This is a genomic window from Bacillus solimangrovi, from assembly GCF_001742425.1.
GTDB lineage: Bacteria > Bacillota > Bacilli > Bacillales > Bacillaceae_N > Bacillus_AV > Bacillus_AV solimangrovi.
Window position 1 is genome coordinate 1 of the sequence record NZ_MJEH01000007.1, and the last position, 20,255, is coordinate 20,255.

At 35.5% G+C, this 20,255-nt stretch carries 18 protein-coding genes; 12 read left to right on the forward strand and 6 right to left on the reverse strand.

Annotation, left to right across the window (positions count from 1 at the left end; translation table 11 throughout):
• Nucleotides 1-193 precede the first annotated feature (193 nt).
• On the reverse strand, nucleotides 194-2,788 hold the full coding sequence (locus BFG57_RS03165; RefSeq protein ID WP_069716022.1) for a transglycosylase domain-containing protein: 2,595 nt from the start codon (nucleotides 2,786-2,788) through the stop codon (nucleotides 194-196).
• A 9-nt stretch (nucleotides 2,789-2,797) separates the two neighbouring features.
• Nucleotides 2,798-3,421, reverse strand: coding sequence for a Holliday junction resolvase RecU (recU, locus tag BFG57_RS03170; protein ID WP_069716023.1), 624 nt, complete (start codon nucleotides 3,419-3,421; stop codon nucleotides 2,798-2,800).
• A 247-nt stretch (nucleotides 3,422-3,668) separates the two neighbouring features.
• Here recU and BFG57_RS03175 point away from each other — a divergent pair, with 247 nt between their 5' ends.
• The 5 genes from BFG57_RS03175 to lpdA all read left to right on the forward strand — a co-directional run bounded on the left by BFG57_RS03175 (nucleotide 3,669) and on the right by lpdA (nucleotide 10,263).
• Nucleotides 3,669-4,661, forward strand: a complete 993-nt coding sequence (locus BFG57_RS03175) for a DUF2515 domain-containing protein (RefSeq protein ID WP_069716024.1) — start codon at nucleotides 3,669-3,671, stop codon at nucleotides 4,659-4,661.
• Nucleotides 4,662-5,350: 689 nt separating this feature from the next.
• Entirely contained in the window at nucleotides 5,351-6,442 is a 1,092-nt protein-coding gene (pdhA, locus tag BFG57_RS03180; protein ID WP_069716025.1) for a pyruvate dehydrogenase (acetyl-transferring) E1 component subunit alpha, read from the forward strand.
• A gap of 1 nt (nucleotide 6,443) precedes the next feature.
• Nucleotides 6,444-7,424, forward strand: a complete 981-nt coding sequence (locus BFG57_RS03185) for an alpha-ketoacid dehydrogenase subunit beta (RefSeq protein WP_069716026.1) — start codon at nucleotides 6,444-6,446, stop codon at nucleotides 7,422-7,424.
• 105 nt (nucleotides 7,425-7,529) lie between these two features.
• Complete coding sequence (locus BFG57_RS03190) at nucleotides 7,530-8,849, forward strand: dihydrolipoamide acetyltransferase family protein (protein ID WP_069716027.1); 1,320 nt, start codon at nucleotides 7,530-7,532, stop codon at nucleotides 8,847-8,849.
• 4 nt (nucleotides 8,850-8,853) lie between these two features.
• Nucleotides 8,854-10,263 carry a dihydrolipoyl dehydrogenase gene (lpdA, locus tag BFG57_RS03195; RefSeq protein WP_069716028.1) on the forward strand — a complete coding sequence of 470 codons (1,410 nt, stop codon included), beginning with the start codon at nucleotides 8,854-8,856 and terminating at the stop codon, nucleotides 10,261-10,263.
• 102 nt (nucleotides 10,264-10,365) lie between these two features.
• On the opposite strand, the gene BFG57_RS03200 is transcribed toward lpdA, so the two are convergent.
• Nucleotides 10,366-10,740 (reverse strand): thioredoxin domain-containing protein, encoded by a 375-nt coding sequence (locus BFG57_RS03200; protein WP_069716029.1) that lies wholly within the window; start codon nucleotides 10,738-10,740, stop codon nucleotides 10,366-10,368.
• A gap of 550 nt (nucleotides 10,741-11,290) precedes the next feature.
• On the opposite strand from BFG57_RS03200, the gene BFG57_RS03205 reads away from it, so the two are divergent.
• Both BFG57_RS03205 and BFG57_RS03210 read left to right on the forward strand, forming a co-directional pair.
• The gene (locus BFG57_RS03205; RefSeq protein WP_069716030.1) at nucleotides 11,291-11,965 is read left to right on the forward strand and encodes a hypothetical protein; all 675 of its coding nucleotides are present in this window, start codon (nucleotides 11,291-11,293) and stop codon (nucleotides 11,963-11,965) included.
• Nucleotides 11,966-12,034: 69 nt separating this feature from the next.
• Nucleotides 12,035-12,400 carry a DUF2834 domain-containing protein gene (locus tag BFG57_RS03210; protein ID WP_069716031.1) on the forward strand — a complete coding sequence of 122 codons (366 nt, stop codon included), beginning with the start codon at nucleotides 12,035-12,037 and terminating at the stop codon, nucleotides 12,398-12,400.
• A 105-nt stretch (nucleotides 12,401-12,505) separates the two neighbouring features.
• Here BFG57_RS03210 and BFG57_RS03215 read toward each other — a convergent pair whose 3' ends face one another.
• Nucleotides 12,506-13,558 (reverse strand): FUSC family protein, encoded by a 1,053-nt coding sequence (locus BFG57_RS03215; protein WP_069716032.1) that lies wholly within the window; start codon nucleotides 13,556-13,558, stop codon nucleotides 12,506-12,508.
• Between the two features lie 158 nt (nucleotides 13,559-13,716).
• On the opposite strand from BFG57_RS03215, the gene BFG57_RS03220 reads away from it, so the two are divergent.
• From BFG57_RS03220 to BFG57_RS03230, 3 genes are all read left to right on the forward strand, one after another.
• Nucleotides 13,717-14,559: a polysaccharide deacetylase family protein gene (locus tag BFG57_RS03220; RefSeq protein WP_069716033.1), complete on the forward strand. Its 843-nt coding sequence runs from the start codon at nucleotides 13,717-13,719 to the stop codon at nucleotides 14,557-14,559.
• A 268-nt stretch (nucleotides 14,560-14,827) separates the two neighbouring features.
• Nucleotides 14,828-15,610, forward strand: coding sequence for a class I SAM-dependent methyltransferase (locus BFG57_RS03225; protein WP_069716034.1), 783 nt, complete (start codon nucleotides 14,828-14,830; stop codon nucleotides 15,608-15,610).
• Nucleotides 15,611-15,764: 154 nt separating this feature from the next.
• On the forward strand, nucleotides 15,765-17,060 hold the full coding sequence (locus BFG57_RS03230; protein ID WP_069716035.1) for a hemolysin family protein: 1,296 nt from the start codon (nucleotides 15,765-15,767) through the stop codon (nucleotides 17,058-17,060).
• A gap of 51 nt (nucleotides 17,061-17,111) precedes the next feature.
• Here the strand turns inward: BFG57_RS03230 and BFG57_RS03235 are convergent, their stop codons facing one another.
• Nucleotides 17,112-17,534, reverse strand: a complete 423-nt coding sequence (locus BFG57_RS03235) for a DUF1885 family protein (RefSeq protein ID WP_069716036.1) — start codon at nucleotides 17,532-17,534, stop codon at nucleotides 17,112-17,114.
• A gap of 245 nt (nucleotides 17,535-17,779) precedes the next feature.
• Between BFG57_RS03235 and BFG57_RS03240 the strand changes: the two genes are divergently transcribed.
• Both BFG57_RS03240 and BFG57_RS18255 read left to right on the forward strand, forming a co-directional pair.
• The gene (locus tag BFG57_RS03240) at nucleotides 17,780-18,082 is read left to right on the forward strand and encodes a DUF3055 domain-containing protein (RefSeq protein WP_069716037.1); all 303 of its coding nucleotides are present in this window, start codon (nucleotides 17,780-17,782) and stop codon (nucleotides 18,080-18,082) included.
• Between the two features lie 238 nt (nucleotides 18,083-18,320).
• The gene (locus tag BFG57_RS18255; RefSeq protein ID WP_083249038.1) at nucleotides 18,321-18,440 is read left to right on the forward strand and encodes a GapA-binding peptide SR1P; all 120 of its coding nucleotides are present in this window, start codon (nucleotides 18,321-18,323) and stop codon (nucleotides 18,438-18,440) included.
• 249 nt (nucleotides 18,441-18,689) lie between these two features.
• Here the strand turns inward: BFG57_RS18255 and BFG57_RS03245 are convergent, their stop codons facing one another.
• Entirely contained in the window at nucleotides 18,690-20,162 is a 1,473-nt protein-coding gene (locus tag BFG57_RS03245; RefSeq protein ID WP_069716038.1) for an aminotransferase class I/II-fold pyridoxal phosphate-dependent enzyme, read from the reverse strand.
• Between the last annotated feature and the right edge of the window lie 93 nt (nucleotides 20,163-20,255).

The following is a 20,255-nucleotide window of genomic DNA, read 5'->3' on the forward strand; positions in this document are numbered from 1 at the left end:
GATGAAGATTTTAATATCTCGTATTTCTCTTCTACAGAGTAAGATCTTTTGGACATAATAAATACTCCCCCATAAGCAGCCAGATTTATATTTTTTAAACTGTCTATCTATGGGGGAGCATATCATTGTGAGAGGGCGGGTTTTTTAAAGTTAATTAATGGCCATTATGAATCAATATTTCATCAGTATAAGTTTAATTTTCAATAAAAATTCGATTTTGCTCGTCAACAAATTCTTCATAAGGTTCTGTCTCATGAGTTTCATCATACTCGTCATTAAAATCTTCATCAGGTTCTGATTCATGAGGTTCATCATCTTTTTTCTTGTCTTTCTTTTTGTCGTCCTTCTTTTTATCGTCTTTCTTTTTATCATGATCAGTTATATCACTGTCAAATCCTGGAGGGAGTAAATCGTCATTGTAACGCCCTGGAATTTTAACACGTGTTGTAACTGGTTCACTTGCATTTGATTCTGTTTTAGCGATGACCTGGAATTGATAATCTGCACCTTTTACAGGGTTATTAATGACTAAGAAATTTTCTTTTGTTGTCTGTACTGTTTGGAACTGACTACCGTTGATCGATTGTTGAACTTCAAATACGATATCATCCTCATTATTATATTCCCATTGTATGAGAATTCGATCAAGCGGTTTTGTATAATCACTTCGTAAACCATCAACTGGATTAAGTGGTTTGTATTGTTCAGATACCTTCGTAGGTTCTGTTCCTTTTACGAAGTACTCCCAAGTTATTTTATCTTTAGGAGTATTATCACTTGGTAGTTGAGCAGGGTTTGTTCCTTCTTCAACGTTAACACGTACGACACTGCTTGGACGTTGGAAATCGTCGCTTGATTTTCCACTATAGATATGTTCAAACAATTGCTTGAATAATTGTTTAGCGATCTGTTTTTGGTTGTAATCTAGATGGTTTTCTGACGATGTTTCTGAATATCCAGTCCATACTGCAGCAGTATATTCAGGCGTATAACCTGCAAACCAGCTATCTGGTACAGAACTACTTGGAATTCCATATTTGTTCAATGTTGCTTGATCAAAGTTTGTCGTACCAGTTTTACCTGCAATGTTTAGTCGAGATACGTTAGCTCCTGTACCTGTTCCGTAAGTCATAACAGACTTCAACATATCAGTAACCATGAAGGCTGTATAATCACTCATTGCTGCTTGTGGTTCTGGTTTCATATCAACAATTTCACCATCTGGGAATTCGATCTTTGTTACAGCATGTGGTGCGTTAAATATACCACCATTTCCGAACGCACTGTATGCACCTGCTAATTCCATAGGTGATAAACCATTAAATCCACCAATCGAATATGATTCATATATCGCATCAGGTAAGTTTAAACCAAGTCCAGAAGCAAAATCACGAGAATTATCAAGCCCAACTTCTTGAAGTGCTTTTAGTGCTGGCACATTACGAGATAATGCTAGAGCCGTACGCATAGTCATTTGACCCTTATACTTATTATCCCAGTTATTAATTGGTGTACCATTTGAATATTGATACTTTTCGTCGACGAGTTGATGATATGTCGACCATTTTAAGTATTCAACTGCTGGACCATAAGCAAAGATCGGTTTAGCGGTTGAACCTGGTTGACGGTTAATATCCGTTGCATAATTGTAACCACGTTCTGTATTATTGTTGCGACCTCCACCAATAGCTCGAATTTCACCTGTTTTCGTATCAGTCAAAACTATCCCTGCTTGAAAGCGATCATTTGGATAAGCAATAATATCATTTGTATACAACATGCTCTCCATAAACTGTTGTGCATTAGGGTCAAGTGTAGTATGAATCTTTAAACCACTTGAATAAATATCAACATCCTCTAGTTCATTTACTTCATCAATAACACGGTCTAAGAATGCATTGTATGGCGAGAAGTCTTCTTGTCCGGTTGCTAATGTATCTTCAAGTGGGATACTTTTAGCTGTTGCTGCCTGTTCAGCGGTGATCGTATTATTTTTCTCCATTAATCCAATAACAACATTGCGACGTCCCTCGGCTGCTTCAGGATGTTCAAATGGGTCGTAATAAGCTGGTGCTTTCGGCATACCTGCAAGTAATGCAGCTTCCTCAATTGTTAATTCACTAAGTGGTTTATCAAAATAAAACTCTGCTGCTTTGGCAACTCCATAAACCCCATTGTCAAAATAGATTTTATTTAAATAAATTTCAAGTATTTGCCATTTTTCTAATTGTTGTTCGAGTTTAATTGAGAGCCATGCTTCTTGAATTTTTCTAGTTAAGTTTTTATCTGGTGATAGGAAGGAACGCTTTACAACTTGTTGTGTAATCGTACTTGCTCCTTCAGCACCGAAACCTTCTTTGAAGTTTGCAATAACTGCACCTCCGATTCGGCGAATATCTATTCCAAAATGATCTTCAAATCGAATGTCTTCTGTTGAAATGAATGCATCTTGAACAACTTGAGGTATTTCGTCAATGGATACCTTTGTTCGTTTTTCTATCCCTAATTCAGCAATAAGTTCACCATTCATATCATAAACTTTGGATGAAAGCGGGTCCTTTAACTGATTTAAGTCAAGGTCTGGTGCACTTTGAATGATGGAGAATGCATAAATACCTCCGCCTGCAACGAGTAGGCCACCTAAAACGATCATTAAAAATAGTATTCGTTTAAAAATTTGACCACCTGTTTTTTTACTTTTTTTATTTTTATTATTTTTAGGTTTCGTTGTTTTCTGTGTCATTTGTTTTTTTCGTCGTTCTTGTCTAGATTTGTATTCGTCTGACATAGCTGGAACCTACCTTTCAGCTCTAGTTTCAAAATATATTTTATCGATAACTGCTAAATAGTCAATTCTAGGATGATATCCAAGTGAAATGGAGTGGCAGCAGTCTTCTATTTCATTTCTAGTAATTGACTTACGACCTCCACTTTCCATTCTTTCCCAAAAAACTAACAAGTCATCTGTGTTCATTAAGAAGATTTGTTCAGTCAGTGAAAATCGGATCAATATAAAACTAATCCCATCTTGAGCTTTGACGCGCTGTAAATGTTGAATTTGATGTGGATGAATGTTTTTTAAAGGGAAGGATGTTTTATTCTTCGTTTCCTTCGCTTCAAAGTCAATATAATGACCACGATAGACTCCGTTGAAGTCGGTAGTAGAAGGCTGTTTGAAATAAGCTTCTTTAATGACAGCAGCACTTCTCTTTGGATAATGGACATCAACAATTTGAATAGGTGTTGGTTTCTTATGGATTACAGCTATCCCATTTTCTAAATAGTATTTGTTCGTTTCATTTATATCTTCCTCCAATGTCATTCCACGGTTGCTGAAGCTTTCTCTTTGATATTGTGGTGAACGTTTTTGTTTTCCTTCACTTGGACGGTAAGGCTTCCCATTTGGGTAGCGATATACCATCTTCTTCACCTCTCCATCCTTTTCGTATCATGATTTGTTTTTTTTAGGGTAACTTATTTTAATCTACAAGAAATTAAAGTAGTTCTGTATATTTTGTGACGTTAACATAAAAATTACGTTAAACAGACAAAATTCAGAAGCAATAATCATTAGAATAAAATATCATCATACCATGCTTTTAGAGCTTATATGTTAAAAAGGTTAAAAAAGATACTAAGGTTGCATGATAAGACTGAGGTGATTACGAATGGTTTATTCGATTAATAAGGTATCTAAACTATCGGATGAAACGATAATTGATGCTGTTCGAAGTCATGTAAAATTCGATAATTTGGATAATATATCTAGAACGAACGCTTATTTCAGTTATTATAAACGACACCGTGAAATAAAATGGTCACTTCTAGCGAGCATGGTTTCACGCAACGCTGGTTATAATATGACGGATTTAGAAGGTGGTTGGTTTCCATTATGCATAAAAAAAGAGTTACGTCATCAAATTTTTATTACATATGAACGGGCAAACTGGCTTATTTTTCAAGATGCATTCTCACAATTACTTATATATGAGTGGTCAAAGAAACTTAATCGGCCGTTATTTCATTTGTTGTCTACTTTTTCTGTTTCCCCATTTATGATCTATGAATGGAAGCACTTTTGGAGAACGGGTGATCGAAACCGATTAATGACTTCATTAATAATTAATGAACAAAACTTGATCCAAAAGCCAATTATAGAGCATCCTTTTTACAAGAAAAAGGTTTTTCATTCGTTTTGTTTTCATTTTCAAGATTGGTTGCACTTTAGTAGTGTCATTTTTCCTACTAAGGAAGGAGATTTATACGGCATAAGTGTTAAAAATTTTTGTAACCTAGAGGATCGAATAATATTAGGGAAGAAACTCGCGTTGCTTCTATTTCATCCAGAGTATTATTCAATGTTTTATGAGTTTGCTGATTCTGTTACACATACTGGTGCGCGTAAAGATTATGAACACTACCTCAAACAATATGTATCGTCTCAAACATTACCACTAAGATTAATCTATCCAGTTATTAATCATAATCAACATCGATATTTGAATTGGGAAGCTTCAGATAAAAAGATAGAAAAGTGGTTTCAATCGAATACTAAACTTAAAAAAGTATGTATAACAAATTGGTATATGAGAAAACAAGAGCTTCTGCATTTAGCCATTATGTTCGAACATTATATGAAGAAACCGTCTGTATTTACATAAACACGACGGTTTTTTTTGTTGTCTAATAGAGGCTTTGTTCGTTTACTTTTGTTAATAATAATTTTGTAACTACATGATTGGTTCACTTAACTATCGGCAATACGCGAAGAGAAATCTTGAACGTGAAGTATTCAAAAGTTTGTTTTTGTAACTGTTTACATTTTAGTGATACAGGTTTTGGAATTGTATTAATACAGGTAGAATATTTGAAGAAAGTGTTATTATGTGTTTTTAGAAAATGAATTAAATAAAGTTATATAAGATAAAGTGTTTGACTACTATTCGATTCATATAGTAAACTGAATCTTGTATTAGAAATTGTACTAACTTAATAAAACGTTACAATTAATACAGGATATTCACTATGCAAGAAGTGCTTTCGTGGAAATGTGGTTTATTTCCTTTGATACTAGGAAAAGAACATAGTGACTTTTGTGAATTAAGGGAAGTGAATTACAGCTTTTCTTATAATAAGTTAGAAATGAAGGGGCAGGCTGTTCTCGAAAATTTCTAAATTAAATATGGAAAGTTCGACTACAAGATTAAAGTTTTACTTATGGGTTGAGACTTTCTCAATGAAAATGCGTCATTTGTCTTTTTCTTTTTGGGTAAACTAAGAGGTGTTTAAGATGGACGAACTGCATTTCGTTAACATTATATTGTAATGAAGAAAGGATGAGGTGAAAAGTATGGCTAGAAAGAAAACAATTCTTCAAAAAGTCGAAGAGCAATTTGAGACATTGCAAGTATTGAATGAAGAGGGCGAAGTTGTTAACCAAGACGCGATGCCTGATCTTTCAGATGAACAACTAAAAGAACTAATGACACGTATGGTGTATACACGTATTCTTGACCAACGCTCTATTTCATTAAATCGTCAAGGACGTTTAGGGTTCTATGCACCTACTGCTGGACAAGAAGCTTCTCAATTAGGAACACAGTATGCATTAGAGAAACAAGACTGGATCTTACCAGGTTATCGTGATGTTCCACAATTAATTTGGCACGGTCTTCCACTAACTAAGGCATTTTTATTCTCTCGTGGACACTATGTAGGTAATCAAATGCCTGAAGGTGTGAATGCATTAAGCCCACAAATTATTATCGGTGCTCAAATTACACAAGCTGCTGGTGTTGCGCTTGGTTTGAAAAAGCGTGGGAAAGATTCAGTAGCAATTACTTATACAGGTGATGGTGGTGCATCACAAGGTGACTTCTATGAAGGTATGAACTTTGCAGGTGCGTATAAAGCGCCAGCAATCTTCGTTGTACAAAATAACCGTTTCGCTATTTCTACACCTGTTGAGAAGCAATCTGCTGCAAAAACAGTTGCACAAAAAGCAGTTGCAGTTGGAATTCCAGGTGTACTAGTTGATGGTATGGACGTACTAGCAGTATATGCAGCGACAAAAGAAGCGCGTGACCGTGCTGTAAACGGTGAAGGTCCAACACTAATTGAAACACTAACATATCGTTATGGTCCACATACTATGGCTGGGGATGACCCAACACGCTATCGTACAGAAGACCTTGATAATGAATGGGAGAAGAAAGATCCACTTGTTCGTTTCCGTAAGTTCCTTGAGAACAAAGGTATCTGGTCTCAAGAAGAAGAAGAAAAAGTGGTTGAACAAGCGAAAGAAGACATTAAAGCAGCGATTAAAGAAGCTGACCAAACACCAAAACAAACTGTTACTCAATTAATGGATATGATGTATGAAGAGCTTCCTTACAACTTGAAAGAGCAAAGAGAAGAATACGCAGCAAAGGAGTCGAAGTAACATGGGCCAACAAATGACAATGATTCAAGCGATTACGGATGCGTTGCGCATTGAGTTGAAAAATGACGAAAACGTACTCGTCTTCGGTGAAGACGTTGGTAAAAATGGTGGTGTATTCCGTGCAACTGAAGGTCTTCAAGATGAGTTCGGTGAAGATCGAGTATTCGATACACCGTTAGCTGAATCTGGAATCGGTGGTCTTGCAGTTGGACTTGCACTTGAAGGTTTCCGTCCAGTTCCAGAAATCCAGTTCTTCGGTTTCGTATATGAAGTAATGGATGCGATCAGTGGTCAAATGGCACGTATGCGTTACCGTTCAGGTGGTACTAAAACAGCATCAATTACTGTTCGTTCACCATTCGGTGGTGGTGTACATACACCAGAGCTACACGCTGATAGCTTAGAAGGGCTAATGGCTCAACAACCAGGACTTAAAGTGATTATTCCATCAAATCCTTATGATGCAAAAGGTTTGTTAATCTCTGCAATCCGTGACAATGATCCAGTAATCTTCCTTGAGCATATGAAACTTTATCGCTCATTCCGAGAAGAAGTACCTGAAGAAGCTTACACAGTTCCTATCGGTGTAGCAGACGTGAAGCGTGAAGGAAAAGATATTTCAATCATTGCTTATGGTGCAATGGTGCAGTCTTCTTTGAAAGCTGCAGAAGAATTACAAAAAGAGGGTATCGAAGCGGAAGTAATTGACCTTCGTACGGTTAGCCCACTTGATATTGATACAATTATGGAATCTGTGAAGAAAACGAGTCGCGCAATTGTAGTTCAAGAGGCTCAAAAACAAGCAGGTATTGCAGCTAACGTTGTAGCTGAAATCAATGACCGTGGTATTCTTCACTTAGAAGCACCAGTGCTTCGTGTAGCTGCTCCAGATACAGTTTATCCATTCTCAGCAGCAGAAGAAGTATGGTTACCAAATCATAAAGATATCGTTGAAAAAGCGAAACAAGTTATCAACTTCTAATTCGTTTTAAAACAACATGATAGGGAAGAAACCGGATCATTCTGGTTTCTTCTTACACATTCCGATAAGAAAGTACATTAAATATATGCGAGGAGGTCGTTTACCGTGGCATTTGAATTCAAACTGCCTGATATTGGTGAAGGTATTCATGAAGGTGAAATTGTAAAATGGTTCGTTAAACCTGGAGATGTAGTAAAAGAGGATGACGTACTGGCAGAGGTGCAAAACGACAAAGCAGTAGTAGAAATCCCTTGTCCAGTTGATGGAACTGTTAAAGAAATCCTTGTTAATGAAGGTGAAACTGCAATCGTTGGTGATGTTGTTGTAACATTCAATGCAGAAGGTTTTGAAGATAGTGGTTCTGATGATAGTAGTGCAACTGAAGAAGCGCCTGCAACAGAGGAAAAAGCTGAAGCTCCAGTAGAAACAAAGGCTGCTCCAGTAGCGGATGAGAATGGTGAAAAGGTTGATATCCGTATCATTGCGATGCCATCGGTTCGTAAATATGCTCGTGAACTTGGCTTAGATATCCGCCAAATTAGTGGTACAGGTAAGAACGGTCGAATTCTTAAAGAGGACGTTGATAACTTCAAAAACGGTGGTGCACCAGTTGCAGAAGAAGCACCAGTAGTAGAAGTTAAAGAAGAAACACAAGTTGAAGCGCAAGCAGCGCCTGCTTCAGAACCAACAGCTCCAGCTGCACCAGTAGTTCCTGCTGGACAATACCCTGAGACTCGTGAGAAAATGAGCGGGATTCGTAAAGCAATTGCAAAAGCAATGGTGAATTCGAAGCACACTGCACCACATGTAACATTAATGGATGAGGTAGACGTAACTGCACTTGTAGCACACCGTAAGCAATTTAAAGCTGTTGCTGCTGATAAAGGCATTAAGCTTACGTACCTCCCATATGTAGTTAAGGCATTAGTAAGTGCACTTCGTGAATACCCAGTGCTTAATACAATGCTTGATGATGCTACACAAGAAATAGTTCAAAAACATTATTACAACATCGGTATTGCAGCAGATACAGATAAAGGTCTTCTCGTACCAGTTGTAAAAGACGCTGACCGTAAGTCTATTTTCAATATCTCTTCTGAGATTAATGAATTAGCTGTTAAAGCGCGTGAAGGAAAACTATCTGGTGATGAGATGAAAGGTGCATCTTGCACAATTACTAACATCGGTTCTGCTGGTGGACAATGGTTTACACCAGTAATTAACCATCCAGAAGTTGCAATTTTAGGTATTGGTCGTATTGCAGAAAAACCAGTTGTAAGAGATGGTGAAATTGTTGCAGCTCCAGTGCTTGCTTTATCATTAAGCTTTGACCACCGTATGATCGATGGTGCGACAGCGCAACATGCATTGAACCACATCAAACGACTATTGAATGACCCACAATTATTAGTAATGGAGGCGTAATGCTATGGTAGTAGGAGATTTCCCGATCGAACTTGATACGCTCGTTGTTGGTGCAGGACCTGGAGGATATGTTGCAGCAATTCGTGCAGCACAATTAGGTCAAAAAGTAGCAATAGTTGACAAAGGTACACTTGGTGGAGTTTGCTTAAATATCGGTTGTATCCCTTCAAAAGCTCTAATCAATGCAGGTCATCGCTATGAAGAGTCTAAAGGTTCTGAAGATATGGGAATTACAACTGAAAATGTAAAGGTTGATTTTACTAAAGTTCAAGAGTGGAAGCAAAGTGTTGTTAAGAAATTAACAGGCGGTGTTGAAACACTTCTTAAAGGTAACAAAGTTGAGATTCTTTCTGGAGAAGCTTTCTTCGTAGATAGCAATACAGTTCGCATTATGGATGAAAATAGTGCACAAACATACAAGTTCAACAATGCAATTATCGCAACTGGTTCACGCCCAATTGAACTTCCAACCTTTAAATATTCAGATCGTGTATTGGATTCAACTGGTGCACTTAGCTTGAAGGACATTCCTAAAAAGCTAATTGTAATTGGTGGTGGATACATCGGTACTGAACTTGGTACTGCATATGCCAACTTTGATACTGAAGTTACAATCCTTGAAGGTGGAGAAGATATCTTAATGGGATTTGAAAAGCAAATGCGTCAAGTCGTTAAGAAACGCCTGAAGAAAAAAGGTGTATCAATTCACCCGAAAGCTATGGCTAAAGGTGTAGAAGAAACTGCAAATGGTGTTATCGTTACAGCAGAAGTTAAGGGCAAAGAAGAAAAATTCGAAGCTGATTACGTATTAGTAACGGTAGGTCGAAAGCCAAATACAGATGAGCTTGGTTTAGAGCAAGCAGGTGTTGAACTAACTGAACGTGGTATAGTTAAAATCGACAAACAGTGCCGTACGTCTGTAAGCAATATTTTTGCAATTGGTGATGTTGTTGAAGGTCCACCACTTGCACATAAAGCTTCTTACGAAGGTAAGATTGCTGCTGAAGCTATCAGTGGGGAATCTTCTGAAATTGACTATCATGGTATTCCAGCAGTCGTATTCAGTGAGCCTGAACTAGCATCAGTTGGTTATACTGAAACTGAAGCGAAGGAAGCTGGTCTAGAAGTAAAAGCTTCTAAGTTCCCATTCGCAGCAAATGGTCGTGCGTTATCACTTAATGAAACTGACGGTTTCTTAAAGTTAGTAACACGTAAAGAAGACGGTCTAATCATTGGTGCACAAATTGCTGGTCCTAACGCATCAGATATGATTTCTGAGCTTGGTCTTGCAATTGAAGCTGGTATGACAGCAGAAGATGTGGCACTAACAATCCATGCTCACCCAACTTTAGGTGAGATTACGATGGAAGCAGCGGAAGTTGCTCTAGGTAGCCCTATTCACATGGTGAAGTAAGTTTTATCAAAAAATGCACACTGAAAATTTAGTGTGCATTTTTTTTATGGATATGAATAGAAAAGACCTTCATCATTCGTTAACCGAATGTGAAGGTCTTTTCTATTCATTAATGACATTCAAAATACTTTCATAAATGATTTCTTTGTCGTATACACCCGCCAGTGTGGAGATTATTTCTCCATCTTTCTGAATAATAAGTGTTGGATATTCTTCCACATTAAAGTGTTCGACGAGTTTGTTGTTGCTTGATGACTGAACGATGATGATATTAACGGTTTCCTTTGGGTATTGTTTCTTGAGATCAAGAAGAACATCGTAGTAATTTCCTTCATATTCAAGATAATCTTCATTCGAAAAGAAAATTACTTGATACCCTTTGTCATTTTGATTTATATCATCGATTGAATTTCCATCAACCGTTTGGCATGCGCCAAGAACGAACGTCAGTACAAGAAGGGTAAACACTTGCTTCATAATGAAACACCACTTCTTTCTTAATAGACTGATGTTACATAATACTAAATCAAGTATTATTTTAGCATGTTTTTTTACACAATTTTGTATTGTCATCTAAATGTTACAAAAATGAAAACAAGAGTATACAGTGTAACAAATACTTCTACTCAAAAGAATATATATCAAGTATCAATCAATACTATTTATATAGTAGTTGTTTAATTACCATTATTTGGGTATGGTAATTGTGATTAATTATTATTTAATGCGTAATTGTAAATGGAGCTTTAATAGCTATGAAAAAATGCATCTTATCACGTGTCAATTGACCCCTAAGGTATAAGGGTTAGTATTTACCTGATTGGTTCAACAAACCATCAGTGGAGGATGAAGGATTACCCTACTGATGGAAGTTTTACTTTATTTGGTGCAGCATAAACATCTACGATTACTAGTTCACTTTGTTCTAGTGTAAATGATTACGGATGTGCTGATAAAAGAAGAACTCCCAATTGAAGTAATTGAATCTTAAATCAGAATACTAGTTTCAAAGTTTTGAGGAGGTGTAATGATTAAAATAATAAACATATTGATTTTGTTTGCTTCAATATCCATTTATCTAACTGGTTGTTATCAACAAAATCAAAAATCTCAACTATTAGACGAAGTTCACACACCAATAGATCATGTACTTACTTTAACACCTATTCCTTTTAACAAAGGTGATGCTGAGATTTTAAATAACTTGTTTATTGATTGGTTTGTTGGTGCAGTAAATTATGAGTATAAATCGGAAAACAGCAAGAATAAAGATGAAGATGTAATTTTATTTTCTTATCATATTTATGAATTTGGAGAAGAAATAACACAATCAAATGTATTGGGCGAATATATGGTAAATGATTTAACAAGTACAGGTAAGTTTGTTTATTCACTTTTGAATACTTGCACGAGTGAAAATGCATGCTTTGAATTAGTAGTTTCATCAAAAAGCTCTTCTGGAGAATCATTATCTTGGGGACCAATTTCAGATTTTAAACTATCAACTCCATTAAGTAATGTTCATTCAAAATTTTTAAACAATGAAGTTCATTTGGAGCGAGGTGAACAAGCCATTGTTGGTGCTTATGTAAGCAGAACTTCATCTGAAGGTAGTTATACAAGTAGATTGACAGAAGATGAGATGAAAAAATATGATAGGGCTTTTGTAATAAAAGTAATGCTAACAGACGAACCAATTTGACAATATATGAATCTTCAATATGTATTTGGGTCTAAGGTATAAAATCTTAGAAGAGGAGACTGATTTGAAATGAGAAAAGTGTACTTGTTGTTTGGAATTATTGGTACTATATTTCCTTATTACTTTTTCATTAATTTTTTGAATCAATACGGTCTCGACATAGGTTTATTCGTAAATTTATTATTCAGCAATCCCATTTCTACTTTTTTTGCAGTTGATTTTTTTATTTCATGTGCTGTTTTTTTAGTATTTATGTTTATTGAATCAAGAAAATACAACATTAAAGGAAAATGGATTTGTTTAATTGCTCTATTTACTGTAGGTTTATCTTTAGCTTTACCATTATTCTTATATATCAGGCATCCATACATTAATTCAAAAACGAATGGAGATATAAGTGTAAGTTACTGTCGCAAATGGATACGGTTACAGTAAAGGAAGTCTAGATGGATCTTCAGAGTAGTCAGTTAATCCATCTAGACTTTCTTTTTTATATAACTATCTAAGGAGTATTCATTTTTTTGTTTCATGTTCAACCGTTTAAGCATGAAGTGCCTTTTCTTTTTTTATCGTTGCTACCTCTAATTCTTCTAGTAAGTCATGGATCAAGAGAATTTCATAAAGTATGACTGTATGTGAATTGAACTGGTGGTGATAGTGGCTTGATTCCTGATTGGAATGTTCTTTCTTCCAATGCCAGAAATTATAATCTAATTGCTCGATTAGTTCATAGTGTTCAATTGGTATTTTGTGTTTTGGATTTTGTAAAATAACAATAATTGAATCAATTGTCTTACTTAGTAATTCTCGTTCTTCTTGAGTAAACTCGTCTTTTATGTAGTGTGCATAGTGAAAGTTACCAAGATGAAAAACGATTTGCTGTAAAGTATTTAGTTGTTTCGTAGCACAATGAAAAAGACGCATTTCGTTTGGTTTAGATTTGTGGTAGCGAAATTCTTCACGTTGGTATTCGCTTAACTTTGATGTGTGGGTTATTTTTTGTGTTAATCTCCTGTATGCGGTTCTTGTCTTATGTTGGGTGCCGTTACGTTTGAATAATCCATCGCGAGCATATTGCAATGTCTCTGCGATTAATGTACAAATGATATCTATATCTTTCAAGATAATTGGATAATATTTTGGTGGCATGATAACAAAGTTAACAGCTGTCGAAATAACAAGTCCAATTAACGTTGTGCCAAAACGTGAAACAAGTGCAAATAAATAATGATCTTGTACACCTGGAATCATTGCTACAGCAGTTAATGTTGCAACGAGAATGCCTTCATCAAGCTTCAATCGATGACAAATACCGATTGTCAAGATTGTTGCTAATGTATATGTAAGTGTACTCTCACCTAATAAAAATGAAAAAAACATTGCGATTGCTGCACCTATTGTGGAAGCAGGTAATCGAACAAGTCCTTTTCTTACCGAATCATAAGCTGTCGGTTCAATAGTTACAATTGCTGTAATAATCGCAAATACTGAAGGTAAGTTGAATAACTGACAGATAAGGGCTGTTAAAAATACTGCAATCCCCGTTTTTACAATTCTTCCTCCAGCTATTTTATATCTCCTCAACTGGTTCACATGATTCACCCTATCTTCTCTATGTGATGAAATTTATAACAAATGATTCATTAAAAAATAGGGATGAAGCGGTTAGATTCATCTCTAGAATATATTATAATAATAAGTGAAAGAGTTGAACTTGTGAATATTTTGATGAGATATTGGAGGATTAATGGATGAGAAAATTATTGACATCATTATGTACGGTCATTCTTCTAGCTGGTTGTGGGACTGGTACCGCTACTATGGAAAATGAAAAATCAAATGAAGATGAAGTAGTAGCACGAGAGAATGAGGTGCAAGAGAGTAAAGCAGAAGTAAATGAAGCTGAGTTGACTGAAGAGCAACCCGTAGAAGATGTTCCAGAAGTACTAGAGCCACAATATCGCATCAATGAGAACCATTGGGGTGTTGAACCGATTGAAAATGCTCCAGAAAATGTCGTATTGTTAACAATTGATGATGCACCAGATAAGCATGCGATCCAAATGGCTGAAACGTTAAAAGAGAAGGATGCACTTGCTATCTTCTTTGTGAACGGACATTTTATTGATACAGATGAAGAAAAACAAGTTTTAAAACAAATTCATGATATGGGATTCCCAATTGGTAATCATACGATGAGCCACACTAAGTTAACGGATTTAACAGAAGAACAGCAAAAAGACGAAATAGTGAAATTGAATGATGAGATTGAAGCGATCATTGGTGAACGTCCACGATACTTCCGTGCACCATTTGGGATTAATAGTGACTATAGTAAACAAGTTGTTGCTGATGAGAACATGTTATTGATGAACTGGTCTTATGGTTATGATTGGAATAAGGAATATATGAATGCAGAAGCAATTGCTAATATTATGGTGAATACAGAGTTGCTACGAAACGGTTCTAATTTACTAATGCATGACCGTGAATGGACGGCTGCAGCTCTAGGACAAATTATTGATGGGTTACGTGAGAAAGGCTATGAAATGCTTGACCCTTCTTTATTAAAAACACCTCAAATAAAGGAGTAATAACAGTGCTTTAAATAAATGAATATGTTTTATTATGAGCCTCTTTAGTAAAGAAGATTGATTACATTTACTAAAGAGGTTTTGTATGTAGGTAACGTGTATATGTTTGATACTATTTCATTATTGTGATGTTCAGTATTCGATAATATAAACTTATCATTATTGATAAATAACATAACATTTACTTAATTATTGATGTGTAATAACATATCACTTGAAGAAATATTTGATATTAAAAGCATATTATATAGAAGAGGTGAGACAAAAAATGTCTATTAATTTCCATGAACAACAGAACCGTTTAACATATGCTTCTAGAAATGCAGACCAAACGTGGGTTAACATGATGAAGAAGCTAGTCGATGTTGAAGGGAAAAAAGTATTAGATCTAGGATGTGGAGGTGGGATTTACTCGAGGGCACTTGCCAGTATGGGAGCCGCATCTGTTACAGGAGTGGACTTCTCAGAGCAGATGCTTATTTCAGCTCGTGAACATAGTGAAAAATATCACAATGTTGAATTCATTCGTGCAAATGCTCTTAATACAAAACTAATTCAAAATGAATATGATTTCATATTAGTTAGAGCAGTTATTCATCACATTAAAGATCTTAATCGATGTTTTCTTGAATTATATCGGTTACTTGAAAGTGGAGGGACTTGTATCATTCAAGACCGTACTCCTGAGGATTGTTTAGTAGAGGGTAGTCCTGATCATATAAGAGGTTATTTCTTTTCAGAATTTCCAAAACTACGTGATAGGGAAATTACAAGGCGATATTCAGAACAACAAGTGAAACATGAATTACATGTAAATGGTTTTCGAAACATTAAAACATATGAGCTATGGGAAACGAGAAGAACATATAATCAATTGGATGACTTGTTAAGTGACATCACCAATCGAACTGGGCGTTCCATTCTCTATGAATTAAACGATAACGAATTAGTTCAACTATCTAAATATATTAAGGAACAATTAGAAAAAAGTAATGTTACACGAATAATGGAACGGGATAGATGGACAATTTGGAAAGCGAATAAAGTGTAATCTAGATTTTTTTTTCATATTAATAATTATAGGAGATAAACGAGTTTTCATCGTTCAAGAAAACAATAGTCAAAACGAAAGGAAGATACTATTACGGAAGTTTCACTTTATTTCGGACATACTAACAATAACGTGTTTGTTAGGAGGTTCGTAAGTGGCATTATTGAATCTTTTTTTGATAGCATTGCTTATTGCATTAACGGCCTTTTTCGTAGCTTCCGAATTTGCAATTGTGAAAGTGCGGATGACGAAGATTGAACACCTTGCAGCGAGTGGGAATAAATCAGCACAGGCTGCGATGAAGGTTTTGAATCATTTGGATGAATACTTATCAGCGTGTCAGTTGGGTATAACAATTACGTCGCTAGGACTTGGTTGGCTTGGTGAACCAACCGTAGAGAAACTCTTACATCCAGTGCTGCAGTCTTTTGAAGTAAATGAGACGATAAGCTCAGTTGTATCCTTCACTATTGCATTTTCAGCAATTACGTTTTTGCATGTTGTTGTTGGTGAGTTAGCTCCAAAAACAGTCGCAATTCAGAAATCAGAAAAAATTAGCTTATTAGTTGCTCAACCACTCATTTACTTCTATAAAGTGATGTATCCATTTATTTGGTTATTAAATGGGTCTGCACAAATTATTACAAGACTATTTGGTTTACATCCAGCATCTGATCATGAAATGGCTCATTCAGAAGAGGAATTGCGTTTGATTTTATCCGAAAGTTATAAAAGTGGTGAAATTAATCAGACCGAATATCAATATGTTGATAAGATTTTCGAGTTTGATGAACGATTAGCAAGAGAAATTATGATACCTAGAACAGAAATGGTCGTAGTTGATGAGCAAGATTTGATTGAGGAGAACTTAAAGCGGATGATCAAGGAACGCTATACGCGTTATCCTGTTGTAGATGGTGATAAAGATCATGTAACTGGAATAATCAATGTTCGAGATTTGTTAATAGACTTAATTGATAATAAACGACCAGAAAGTCTAACTGCCTATATACGACCTGTTATTCATGTAATTGAAACGATTCCAGTTCGAGATTTACTAATGAAAATGCAATTAAAGCATATTCATATGGCAATCTTAATTGATGAATATGGTGGTACAGCAGGGCTTGTAACGGTTGAGGATATTTTAGAAGAGATCGTTGGAGACATTCGAGATGAGTTTGATGTCGATGAACAGCCTGATATACAACGTGTTAGTGAAGGAACATATATTGTAGATGGGAAGGTTTTAATAGATGATCTTAATAAAGTCATCGGTACTTCACTTAATCATTCGAACATAGATACTGTTGGAGGCTGGTTGTTATCAGAGAAAATTGAAGTGAAGGAAGAAGAAGAGATCGAATATGATGGTGTAATATTTAAAGTGTTAGAGATGGATGGTAGGCATATAAGTTCAGTTCAGGTAACATTATCAAATCTTGAATAAAAGCCCTCTTAAATAGAGGGCCTTATAGTCATATACACATGTGAACTGTTGCTATTTTCTTTTGTAATAGTACATGATCCGTCCATTAAAGAGGTGTAATTCACCTTCTAATTTCTTAGCAAGAAACTTACTAAATTCATTTGCTTTTCCTTTATCTCCATATGTTGACTCATCTGGCAATGTTACTTGTATGTATGATTGAAAAGAACCTTCATCGTGTTTCTCTTTCCCTACACCGATAAGGATATATGCATAACGGTCTTCTGTACCTTTTAAATAGAACCATTGTCCATTAGAATCTGTTTGTTGTTTTATTTCATATGGGAACGCAGCATTCTCATATCCCCAGCCCAATTGTTTACCTGTTTTCCCCGTAATTTCTTTGTAGTAATGAAAGAGTTCCTTTAAATCTTCAAGTGAAATATCTTGTTGCCTAGAATTTGGAACAAGTTTAATGTATGAACTACCTGCCAAGTCGTTTCCCCCCTAGTATTTGAAGCGGTTTCAATTCATTAATATATTAGCATTATAACAAATAATTTGACAATAGATTCCTACTAAGTGTGAAATAACACTGAAGATTCTGTTTAATAATGATTGAAAAAAGGAAGAGGTTGGGTTATAATTATTTTTAGAAAAATCAGATAAATATAATGGGATAGTCCACCCCTACAGCCAAATATTTTCGTGAAATCGTAAAAGATAAGGAGGAATGGGTAATGATACAAGAATTTCACAAATTTTATGATGAACATGAGAATGTTAAGGTAAGGTTTGTTGGATTTTCCACGGATGATGTTCGTTATGACTTTGGCATTGTCCATACGAATATGTTTTTCGGCAAACCGTTAGTAATTTGTATGCAAACAGGACGTTCTTCATTATTGGATGCAGATGATGTTAAGGATGTCGAGTACTTAATGCAAACATTTCGTATAAAGACTGAACAAGAAGCAATAAACTTAGCTGATTTCTTTTCTGAGACACTTCCATCACCACAATTAGATGCACAATATGACTGAGTAAAGACCGTCCATAAATCGGTCTTTTTTTTTGAGCTTTTCTGTCGTATAACAAGAAAGCTTTTGAGTTAATTATCATATAATTATGATGTGCCTATTACATATTCACCTCACAATAGGCGAATGAACATTTTAATGTGATATACAAATTAGGTGTTGACGAAATAAATGTGTCATATTATTATAGTGATAAGCACTAATTAAAGCGTTTTCAAAAATGATAAAAGGGGATGAAACAATGGGTATCATCGTTTGTCAATCTTGTAATAGCACAATTGACCATTATGAGGACGAGAAGGTAACGACACTGTATTCAAAGTGTGACGGCTGCTGTAACGATGAAGACATTGATGAATAAAAAATAACACATATATAATTGAGAAAGCCTCTTTTTACCAATAAAAGTAAAAAGAGGCTAATTTTTAATTAATGATATAAATAGCATCACATTAACATTAAAAAAGTTGATAATCTAATCTGTTTAATAAGTAAACATCTACCTTATTACTTATTTGGTTAATATATGTCATCATAAATCATCTATAGTAACTTATTTTAAAGGTTCACCTTAAAAATATTTAACAATTATTGTTATACATGCTTTATCTTATTTAATAGCACGATGTTCTTTTATTACACGGAGTTTCTTTAGATCATGATCTTCAGGTCCTTGTACAGGCAAGCCTGCTTCTAAATTCTCAGAAATATAGCTTAAATTCTCTTCAGTAATAATTTCTCCAGGAATTAGGATAGGTATTCCAGGTGGATAGACCATGATGAATTCAGCAATGATTCGTCCTGCAGATTCTTCAAAAGGCACAACTTCTGTCTCAGAATAAAAGGCATCCCGTGGTGAAAGGGAAAGTAACGGAATATTCGGTACATGAACAGGTTGAGTTTCATGCTTTTTAGCAACTGAGTTGCGTTCATTTGAAAGTTGTTGTAAGGCTTCAATTAATAATTTAATTTCTGTTTCACTATCACCTGGTGTAATAATACATAAAATGTTATATAAGTCGGATAACTCCACCTCAATATTGTAGTGTTCACGTAACCATAATTCAACATCGTAACCTGTCATATCTAAGTCTTTAATAGAAATGATTAATTTCGTAGGGTCCATATCGTATGTGGATCTTGTTCCAAGAATTTCTCTTCCTGCACAGTGAAGGTGAGGAATTTCATTAATCATTTTACGTGCTCTTTCTGCTAGATCAATCGTTTTAGAGAGTAGTTCATAACCGTTTGTTGCTAGTTGTCTTCTTGCTGTATCAAGTGATGCAAGTAATAGGTAAGAAGTTGACGTTGTCGTTAACATGCTAATAATTGATTGAACTCTCTCAACAGAGACGAGTCCTTCTTTTACATTTAAAACAGAGCTTTGTGTAAGTGAACCACCTAATTTGTGAACACTTGTTGCAGCCATGTCTGCACCAGCTTGCATAGCTGATAACGGTAAATCATCATGGAAATGGATATGCACTCCGTGTGCTTCATCAACGAGGACAGGTACACCAAAAGAATGTGCTAAATTAACAATTTCTTTTAAATTTGCTGACACGCCAAAATAGGTTGGATTAATGACGAGCAATCCCTTTGCATCGGGGTGTGCTTCCAATGCTTTTTGAGCAGCTTCAGTTGAGATACCATGTGAAATACCAAACGTTTTATCAATTTCAGGATGGATAAAAATCGGTGTTGCACCTGAAAAAATAATGGCTGACATGATTGATTTGTGTACGTTCCGTGGAATGATGATCTTATCTCCAGGAGAACAAACTGACATAATCATCGTCATAATCGCTCCACTAGTACCTTGAACTGAGAAGAAAGTGTGGTCTGCTCCGAAGGCATCCGCAGCAAGCTTTTGTGCTTCTTCAATCATTCCATGTGGGTGATGGAGGTCGTCTAGCGGTCCGATGTTAATTAAATCAATGGATAAAGCATCTTTCCCAATGAAATTACGGAACTCTGTATCCATCCCAGCCCCCTTTTTATGACCAGGAATATGAAATTGTACAGGTTTTTTTTCTATATGTTCTAATAAGCCGGAGAATAACGGCGTCTTTGATTGATGCAATCCTTACACCTCATTATCTTAAGTAATGTTTCTAGTTTGTTAGAAAAAGCACGAGGATCATAAGGCATTTATTAGTTAAACGAACTTACTTCC

What these genes read in the sequence shown, in the direction of transcription:
- recU (WP_069716023.1), bottom strand. Translation starts at nt 3,421, where the DNA reads ATGGTATATCGCTACCCAAATGGGAAGCCTTACCGTCCAAGTGAAGGA.
- BFG57_RS03205 (WP_069716030.1), top strand. Translation starts at nt 11,291, where the DNA reads ATGATTAAAATAATAAACATATTGATTTTGTTTGCTTCAATATCCATT.
- BFG57_RS03240 (WP_069716037.1), top strand. Translation starts at nt 17,780, where the DNA reads ATGATACAAGAATTTCACAAATTTTATGATGAACATGAGAATGTTAAG.
- lpdA (WP_069716028.1), top strand. Translation starts at nt 8,854, where the DNA reads ATGGTAGTAGGAGATTTCCCGATCGAACTTGATACGCTCGTTGTTGGT.
- BFG57_RS03175 (WP_069716024.1), top strand. Translation starts at nt 3,669, where the DNA reads ATGGTTTATTCGATTAATAAGGTATCTAAACTATCGGATGAAACGATA.
- BFG57_RS03165 (WP_069716022.1), bottom strand. Translation starts at nt 2,788, where the DNA reads ATGTCAGACGAATACAAATCTAGACAAGAACGACGAAAAAAACAAATG.
- BFG57_RS03200 (WP_069716029.1), bottom strand. Translation starts at nt 10,740, where the DNA reads ATGAAGCAAGTGTTTACCCTTCTTGTACTGACGTTCGTTCTTGGCGCA.
- pdhA (WP_069716025.1), top strand. Translation starts at nt 5,351, where the DNA reads ATGGCTAGAAAGAAAACAATTCTTCAAAAAGTCGAAGAGCAATTTGAG.
- BFG57_RS03185 (WP_069716026.1), top strand. Translation starts at nt 6,444, where the DNA reads ATGGGCCAACAAATGACAATGATTCAAGCGATTACGGATGCGTTGCGC.
- BFG57_RS03220 (WP_069716033.1), top strand. Translation starts at nt 13,717, where the DNA reads ATGAGAAAATTATTGACATCATTATGTACGGTCATTCTTCTAGCTGGT.
- BFG57_RS18255 (WP_083249038.1), top strand. Translation starts at nt 18,321, where the DNA reads ATGGGTATCATCGTTTGTCAATCTTGTAATAGCACAATTGACCATTAT.
- BFG57_RS03210 (WP_069716031.1), top strand. Translation starts at nt 12,035, where the DNA reads ATGAGAAAAGTGTACTTGTTGTTTGGAATTATTGGTACTATATTTCCT.
- BFG57_RS03225 (WP_069716034.1), top strand. Translation starts at nt 14,828, where the DNA reads ATGTCTATTAATTTCCATGAACAACAGAACCGTTTAACATATGCTTCT.